The sequence below is a fragment of the Paenibacillus ginsengarvi genome (assembly GCF_003626695.1).
In the GTDB taxonomy this organism is placed as follows: Bacteria; Bacillota; Bacilli; order Paenibacillales; family NBRC-103111; genus Paenibacillus_AB; species Paenibacillus_AB ginsengarvi.
This window is the reverse complement of record NZ_RBAH01000037.1, coordinates 64,314-71,113: the sequence shown is the minus strand read 5'-3', so window position 1 is coordinate 71,113 and position 6,800 is coordinate 64,314. Positions and strand designations below refer to the sequence as shown.

Here is a 6,800-nt window from a genome sequence, read left to right as displayed (position 1 = left end):
TTGGACCGCAGGGTCCTGGGAGAGTAGGACGTTGCCAAGCGGATGTACATTCCCTGATAGCTCAGTTGGTAGAGCACTCGGCTGTTAACCGAGTTGTCACAGGTTCGAGTCCTGTTCGGGGAGCCATATGGAGAGATGTCCGAGTGGCCGAAGGAGCACGATTGGAAATCGTGTAGGCGTCAAAAGCGTCTCGAGGGTTCAAATCCCTCTCTCTCCGTAGCTTCATTTTTAAAATGTTTCCATGCATGGCCCGTTGGTCAAGGGGTTAAGACACCTCCCTTTCACGGAGGTAACAGGGGTTCGAATCCCCTACGGGTCACTTTCTTCCTATAGCTTCGATTTGGGGATGAGAACCTTCAGGTTCATCGGAGTGAAAAAAACAGTTGCTTTTTAACAAAAGGTTTGATATATTATAGCTTGTCACTTTACATATGGACGCTTAGCTCAGCTGGGAGAGCATCTGCCTTACAAGCAGAGGGTCGGCGGTTCGATCCCGTCAGCGTCCACCATATCTTTATTAACGACGCGGGGTGGAGCAGCCCGGTAGCTCGTCGGGCTCATAACCCGAAGGCCGCAGGTTCAAATCCTGCCCCCGCAATTATTCTTTTAAGGTTACGACGACTAAAGTGATTTGGTTTGTTGCTTAAGAGAAATTTATATAGTGGAGCTGTGGTGTAGAGGCCTAACATGCCTGCCTGTCACGCAGGAGACCGCGGGTTCGAATCCCGTCAGCTCCGCCATTACTTTAAAATTTGTATTGCGTATGAGGCTTGGTAGCTCAGTCGGTAGAGCAGAGGACTGAAAATCCTCGTGTCGGCGGTTCGATTCCGTCCCAAGCCATCATCATGTTTACACTGCTGGACGGTGTAAGCAAGATATGCCGCTGTAGCTCAACTGGTAGAGCAACTGACTTGTAATCAGTAGGTTGGGGGTTCAAGTCCTCTCGGCGGCACCAGTTATCCCAAGTGGGATCGGTCATATGGAGGATTAGCGAAGTGGCCAAACGCAGCAGACTGTAAATCTGTTCTCTGACGAGTTCGGTGGTTCGAATCCATCATCCTCCACCATTTAACATTATAGGGGCATAGTTTAAAGGTAGAACAGCGGTCTCCAAAACCGTTAGTGTGGGTTCAATTCCTGCTGCCCCTGCCAGAAAAAACTTATTACGTGGCGGTCGTGGCGAAGGGGTTAACGCACCGGTCTGTGGCTCCGGCATTCGTGGGTTCAAGTCCCATCGATCGCCCCATATCTTTTTTTTTGGGGATTAGCCAAGTGGTAAGGCAACGGACTTTGACTCCGTCATTCCTAGGTTCGAATCCTAGATCCCCAGTACATTATTTTTGCGGACGTGGCTCAGTGGTAGAGCATCGCCTTGCCAAGGCGAGGGTCGCGAGTTCGAATCTCGTCGTCCGCTCCATCTTATTTTGGCGCCATAGCCAAGAGGTAAGGCAGAGCTCTGCAAAAGCTTTACCCCCAGTTCGAATCTGGGTGGCGCCTCCACCATTTTACATGTGCCCTTAGCTCAGCTGGATAGAGCGTTTGACTACGAATCAAAAGGTCAGGAGTTCGAATCTCTTAGGGCACGCTTTTAGCCGGTGTGGCGGAATTGGCAGACGCGCGCGACTCAAAATCGTGAGGGAAACCGTGGGGGTTCGAGTCCCTTCACCGGCAGTACTGAAAAAAGCTCTTAAGACAATTTGTCTTGAGAGCTTTTTTATTGCATGTGATTGCTTCCGGGCAGCAGTCCTGTCTTTCAACAGAAGCGCTGCCATAAGCGGCAGATTGGCCGGCAGTTTCCCGAATTAGCTTTACACCCGAACCAAACCTCTGACGGAATTGGCGTACTCGGACGGCGACATCTGGTAGTACCGTTTGAACGCTTTGGAAAATACATGCACCGTGCTGAAGCCGAGCAAGGCGGCGATTTCGGTAAAATTGTAAGTACTCTCGCGTATAAGCAGTTTGGCCTGTTCCATCCTCAGCTTGGCGAAGTAGTCCATGACTGTGTAGCCTGTGTGCTGCTTGAACACGTCCTTAAGCCGCGTCTTGGATACGTTCAGGGCCCCGCACAGCCAGTCGAGACTGACCGGAGAGCCCAGCGACTGCTTCAACAACTCGATCACGCCGCGCGTTAATTCGTCGTACTCTTCCTTTTTCGCCGGAAGGGTCCTTCTGGCCGGTCCTCCGCTCCAATCGTCGCGGCGCAGCAGCTGGATTAGCAGCATTTCCAGACGAAGCTTGAGCATCTGGATCGCGCCGACCGGAGCGTTATCCTGCAGCGTCAGCGGATACTTAAACGGAAAGCCGAAGGCGTCCGCACCTTCCTCGATAATTTTTGCGAGCTGCTCCCGTTCTTCGTCGTGAAGTAAAATGACCGCGTTTTCAAACCGCTTCATCGCTTCCGATGCGCAGTCGAATGTCAGGACGATGACGTTAGGGGCTTTGCCGTTTTCCGCATGGAACTTGTGGAATTCGTTCGGCTTGTGAAAAATGATCGAGCCCTGGCTCACCCGGTAGCATCGTTCGTCTCCCCAAACTTCCAAATCTCCCTTATCCACATACAACAGTTCCCAAAAATCATGCGATTCTCCACGAAAACGAAAATATTTACCGAACTCGAAATAGTGCATCGTGATCAGGTTTTCGATCGATAGCATTGTAGTGAGCGCGGTTCGACGGTAGCGCATGATGAACATTCCTTTGCCGATCGTTTTGCAAATCTCTTCCTCTATCATAGCGCGGATGCTGGTCCTTCGGGAAGAGCGTTTCTCGCGAAAAGACCAATCGTTCGGCTTTCCGGATAAAGATTTACCGCTCCTTTCTCCTTACAATGAGGGGGAATGTAAAACCGGGAGGGGGCAAGCCCGATGAAGCTGGGCGTCATCGGTTACGGAAGCCGTATTAAAAATGTGATCAAAAGTATTCAAAAAGAAGATTCCGCTTGTGTGGTTCACGCGATTGCCGATATTCGGCAAAATGTAGTGGTTGAAGGGTTTGAAGAAGGAGCAGTGCCGGTTTATTCTACGCCGGAAGCTATGCTGAATGCGGAGCAGTTGGATGGGATCCTGATCGGCACCCGCTGTTCGCTTCATACGGAAATGGCACTGAAAGTATTGCCGACGGGGATTCCGTTATTTCTGGAAAAACCGGTCGCTACGACAATGGAGGATGCCCGCAGGCTGAAGGCGGGAGGCGAAGCCGGAAAAAGCAAAGTTGTCGTTTCGTTTCCACTGCGGGTAACAGCCCCTGTGCAGCTTGTCAAAGAAATTATCGATTCGGGTAAAATCGGCACGGTGGAGCATGTGCAGGCGATCAACAACGTACCGTATGGGGGCGTTTATTTCCACAATTGGTATCGCGACGAGAACGAAACGGGCGGGTTGTTTTTACAGAAGGCGACTCATGACTTCGATTATATCCAGTATGTGCTGGGACTTCGCCCCACGCAAGTGTGCGCGATGACGTCCAAGCAAGTGTTCAAGGGGACGAAGCCGGCCGGGTTAAAATGCGCCGATTGCGAGGAAAATCGGACTTGTCCGGATAGCACCGTACACGGACCACAGAAAAACACCAGTTGGGCATATTGCTCCTTTGCCGAGGATACCGGCAACGAAGATTCGGGAAGCGCGCTGATCCGTTATGAAACGGGCATGCATGTATCGTATTCGCAAAACTTTTTTGCCCGGCGTTCTGCCGGAACGCGGGGAGCGCGATTTATCGGGTACAAGGGGACGGTAGACTTCGACTTTTTTACAAACGAAGTCAAGGTCATTATGCACCATACGCCGCGTACGGAGACGCACCGCTTTGAATCGAGCCAGGATCATTTCGGCGGGGATGCCGTTCTAGCCAGAAGCTTTATCGATTTGATGAAAGGGGAGGGCGAATCGATCAGCCCGCTGCAGGGCGGACTGGATAGCGCGCTTTTGTGCCTGAAGGCGAGAGAGTCTGCGCAAACGGGGACGTTCCAGGCGGTGGAGTGGTAAAAGATCCCCCTAAAGTGAAGCGAACCTACGAAGCATAGTCCGGGTACTTTAGGGGGAGCCCCCAAAAGCAGCCCCAAAAAGTGAAGCGGAGCCGGGCCGGAGCCTTGCTCCGCTATCCTTATCAAGCAAGCACCGCATCTGCTTGTGTCAAAGCTAGCTGCAATTCCTTGATATCGATGTCGGCAGGCGAAACGCCATGTCGGACGGCAATACCCGCCGCAGTACCCGCGGCCTGCCCCGTTGCCATGCAGCTGGGCGTCAGGCGAGTCGTGGCGAGAGCTTCATGCGTCGTGCTGATGCAGCGCCCCCCGGCCAGCAGATTCGTTATCCGCTTGGCCAGCAGGCAGCGGTAAGGGATATCGTAGGCCCCATCTCCTTGCACCCAGGCGGCGGTTACGCCTTTACCGGACGGGTCGTGAATGTCGATCGGATAACCGCTCCGCGCGATGACATCGTCGAACCGTCTGCCCTGCACGACATCGTCTGCTTGCAGCGCGTAAACGCCGTCGAGCCGACGCGTCTCCCGCACACCGATCTGCGCCCCTACGGACGAGATGGAAGCTTTCTCGAAGCCCGGCAGCTTGTCACGCATAAACGCAGCCACAAGCAGCACCTGTCTCCGTCCTGCCTCCTCTGCCTCGGTCAAATCCTCTACGTCGGTTCCGTCGAGCCCTTGTACCCGCGTCGTATTAACGAGCACCTCATCTTCCTCCGGTCCGGTGAAAAACAGGATCTGGTCCCGATTAATAGGCAAGCTCGCTTCCTTCCAATGTTTATAGAAACCGAGAACGCCGGACAATGGCAGTGTCTCGAGCTCTTCGAAGGGCGTTTTTTTGTAAAATTCGTCCGGATGAGCGAGCATGTACTGTTTGACCCGCTCCAGATCGACCCCCCGCATCCGGAATTTCATCGTCATCGGCTGTGTCAGTTTGTCACCGTCTCGTCCTTGCAGGCAAGGAGCTCCGGCCAGATAAGCAATATCGGCATCTCCTGTCGTATCGATAAACATTCGTCCGTTCACCTCGATTTTACCGGACTTGGTCGTAAGCCGCACGGAACGGATCTCGCTGCCCTCCGTTTGCACCTTGTCGACGAAGCTGTGGACGAGCAGACGCACACCTGCTTCCTTCAGCATGTCGAGGGCGACGATTTTGTACATTTCCGGATGATACGGCGTTATCGTATGAACGAATCCGACCGTGTCCCGAACGTGCCCCGGGGACGCGCTCATTCGCATAAGCCTGTCGATGATTTCCTGGGCTATGCCCCGGATCACTTGCTTGCCTGACATCGTGTGAAACGTCATCCACGGATAGACGAGAGCCGCGGTCGACATACCGCCCAGAAATCCGTAGCGTTCGATTAGAACGGTTTGCGCCCCGCTTCTTCCCGCTGCTATTGCCGCATTAATGCCTGCGGGTCCGCCGCCGCATACGACGACGTCGGCTTGTATCGTTTTGTACATGTGTATCACTCCCGTTTGAAATGTGTGGCAGGAACCGGCTGGCCGCTGAAGGAGATAGCCTTTTTCTAATTATAGAGGGACAGGAGCCATCCATTTAGTTTAAAATTGGTTTAAAAAATGGTTGCTTTGAAGGAGGAAGAGCGGTGCGGCGCAGCAGAGTGACGTTGCAGCATTTGGCCGAGGAGCTGAATTTGACGATACAGACGGTATCGAAGGCGCTGCGAGGGTTACCCGGCATGTCCGAGCAAACCCGCAGCGAAGTGATGAAGCTGGCCAAGGAAAAGGGCTATTGGACAAAAGATCAGAAGCGGGCGCTCCACTACGAAAACATAACCCCGTATCCTGTGCTGCAAAGGCGGTTTCTGCTAGTCCAAAACGTGTATTCACTCAACTTCAACAGGCTGCTGCTGGAAGGTTTGCACGAGCGGTTTAAGGAATTCGGCCATCGTGTCGAGCCGGTGCTGCTGCCGCCGAGCCTAAAAGAAAGGGATTTCGCGGATTGGGCGGAGGCGAGCGAGTTTCAGTATGCCGAAGGCTTGTTCATCGCCCCGAGAATGGGTTATGAGACCGTGGAGAATAAGCTGCTTCAGCTTCCCATCCCGCGTTTGCTGCTGAATTATCCCCCTCCGGAGTCCCGTCTGGACAGTGTGATCTGGGACGTTCACGAAGCGATGCACCAATCCGTCCGGCATCTGCTCCGGCTCGGCCACAAGCGTATTATGTACGTGGGCGATGAGAGCGGCCAGAGGGGGTTCGCTTTGCGCTGGCTTGCTTTCGCTGAGGCGATGAGGGCGGGGGGAGAGACGGTTGACGTTAGCCGTCACTGTACGGTCAGAAAAGCGGGCAGACAGTGGCTGGACGATTTTGAGATGCGGTTCCGGCGGGAGAAGCCGACTGCGATCATTTGCGGGCTTGACGAGGAAGCGGCGGCTGTATACGACGCGCTGCGCGGTATGGGCGTGGACGTTCCCGGACAATGCTCGTTTGTAGCGTTTTTGAACGAAGCGTCGGACAAGCTTCCCGGCTGCTCGCGACCGAAACTGCTCATTCGCGAAACCGGGTATCGCGCGGCCGACCGCATGTTATGGCGGATTGCCAATCCGCACATGCCTTTCGAGCATATCCGGCTTAGAGGCGAATTTTACGCGGGGAGGACGACGGCGGCTGTGCGAATCTGAGGGTGGTATCGGTCAGATGCGGAAAGTGAAGCCTTCCGAAATCGGTTAAGTTGGAGTAACGGAGGAAGCGGCGTCGGTATGCGTACCGGCGTTTTTTCCGTTCTTGGCAGCAATTGCTTCGACCTGATCCTAAATTGTCGTTGCGGTGATGAAAATGCTTGTGTGTTACAA

4 protein-coding genes and 16 tRNA genes are annotated in these 6,800 nt (G+C 53.8%); 18 read left to right on the top strand and 2 right to left on the bottom strand.

Annotation, left to right across the window (positions count from 1 at the left end):
- Positions 1 to 50: 50 nt before the first annotated feature.
- The 16 genes from D7M11_RS32655 (at position 51) to D7M11_RS32580 (ending at position 1,671) form a co-directional block, all read left to right on the top strand.
- A tRNA-Asn gene (locus D7M11_RS32655) sits at positions 51 to 126 on the top strand.
- Between the two features lie 3 nt (positions 127 to 129).
- Positions 130 to 217: transfer RNA gene (locus D7M11_RS32650), tRNA-Ser, on the top strand.
- A 30-nt stretch (positions 218 to 247) separates the two neighbouring features.
- Positions 248 to 319 (top strand) — tRNA-Glu (locus tag D7M11_RS32645).
- 114 nt (positions 320 to 433) lie between these two features.
- Positions 434 to 509 (top strand) — tRNA-Val (locus D7M11_RS32640).
- Positions 510 to 524: 15 nt separating this feature from the next.
- Positions 525 to 598: transfer RNA gene (locus tag D7M11_RS32635), tRNA-Met, on the top strand.
- Positions 599 to 663: 65 nt separating this feature from the next.
- Positions 664 to 740, top strand: a tRNA-Asp gene (locus D7M11_RS32630).
- Positions 741 to 767: 27 nt separating this feature from the next.
- Positions 768 to 840, top strand: a tRNA-Phe gene (locus D7M11_RS32625).
- 39 nt (positions 841 to 879) lie between these two features.
- Positions 880 to 955, top strand: a tRNA-Thr gene (locus D7M11_RS32620).
- Positions 956 to 981: 26 nt separating this feature from the next.
- Positions 982 to 1,067 (top strand) — tRNA-Tyr (locus D7M11_RS32615).
- Between the two features lie 11 nt (positions 1,068 to 1,078).
- Positions 1,079 to 1,152: transfer RNA gene (locus D7M11_RS32610), tRNA-Trp, on the top strand.
- Positions 1,153 to 1,170: 18 nt separating this feature from the next.
- A tRNA-His gene (locus D7M11_RS32605) sits at positions 1,171 to 1,246 on the top strand.
- Between the two features lie 12 nt (positions 1,247 to 1,258).
- Positions 1,259 to 1,330: transfer RNA gene (locus D7M11_RS32600), tRNA-Gln, on the top strand.
- Positions 1,331 to 1,342: 12 nt separating this feature from the next.
- Positions 1,343 to 1,417 (top strand) — tRNA-Gly (locus D7M11_RS32595).
- Between the two features lie 9 nt (positions 1,418 to 1,426).
- Positions 1,427 to 1,500 (top strand) — tRNA-Cys (locus D7M11_RS32590).
- An 11-nt stretch (positions 1,501 to 1,511) separates the two neighbouring features.
- A tRNA-Arg gene (locus tag D7M11_RS32585) sits at positions 1,512 to 1,585 on the top strand.
- Positions 1,586 to 1,591: 6 nt separating this feature from the next.
- Positions 1,592 to 1,671 (top strand) — tRNA-Leu (locus D7M11_RS32580).
- 137 nt (positions 1,672 to 1,808) lie between these two features.
- Here D7M11_RS32580 and D7M11_RS32575 read toward each other — a convergent pair.
- Positions 1,809 to 2,687, bottom strand: coding sequence for an AraC family transcriptional regulator (locus D7M11_RS32575; RefSeq protein ID WP_240041413.1), 879 nt, complete (start codon positions 2,685 to 2,687; stop codon positions 1,809 to 1,811).
- A 180-nt stretch (positions 2,688 to 2,867) separates the two neighbouring features.
- On the opposite strand from D7M11_RS32575, the gene D7M11_RS32570 reads away from it, so the two are divergent.
- The gene (locus D7M11_RS32570; protein ID WP_120751463.1) at positions 2,868 to 3,986 is read left to right on the top strand and encodes a Gfo/Idh/MocA family protein; all 1,119 of its coding nucleotides are present in this window, start codon (positions 2,868 to 2,870) and stop codon (positions 3,984 to 3,986) included.
- Positions 3,987 to 4,107: 121 nt separating this feature from the next.
- Here the strand turns inward: D7M11_RS32570 and D7M11_RS32565 are convergent, their stop codons facing one another.
- A complete protein-coding gene (locus tag D7M11_RS32565) occupies positions 4,108 to 5,451 on the bottom strand; it encodes an FAD-dependent oxidoreductase (RefSeq protein ID WP_120751462.1) in 1,344 nt (447 codons plus the stop codon).
- A gap of 143 nt (positions 5,452 to 5,594) precedes the next feature.
- Between D7M11_RS32565 and D7M11_RS32560 the strand changes: the two genes are divergently transcribed.
- Positions 5,595 to 6,629 carry a LacI family DNA-binding transcriptional regulator gene (locus tag D7M11_RS32560; RefSeq protein WP_120751461.1) on the top strand — a complete coding sequence of 345 codons (1,035 nt, stop codon included), beginning with the start codon at positions 5,595 to 5,597 and terminating at the stop codon, positions 6,627 to 6,629.
- Positions 6,630 to 6,800: the final 171 nt, after the last annotated feature.

Excerpts from the sequence above, each read along its gene's own strand:
- D7M11_RS32575 (WP_240041413.1), bottom strand. The coding sequence starts at position 2,687 with ATGCGCTACCGTCGAACCGCGCTCACTACAATGCTATCGATCGAAAAC.
- D7M11_RS32570 (WP_120751463.1), top strand. The coding sequence starts at position 2,868 with ATGAAGCTGGGCGTCATCGGTTACGGAAGCCGTATTAAAAATGTGATC.
- D7M11_RS32565 (WP_120751462.1), bottom strand. The coding sequence starts at position 5,451 with ATGTACAAAACGATACAAGCCGACGTCGTCGTATGCGGCGGCGGACCC.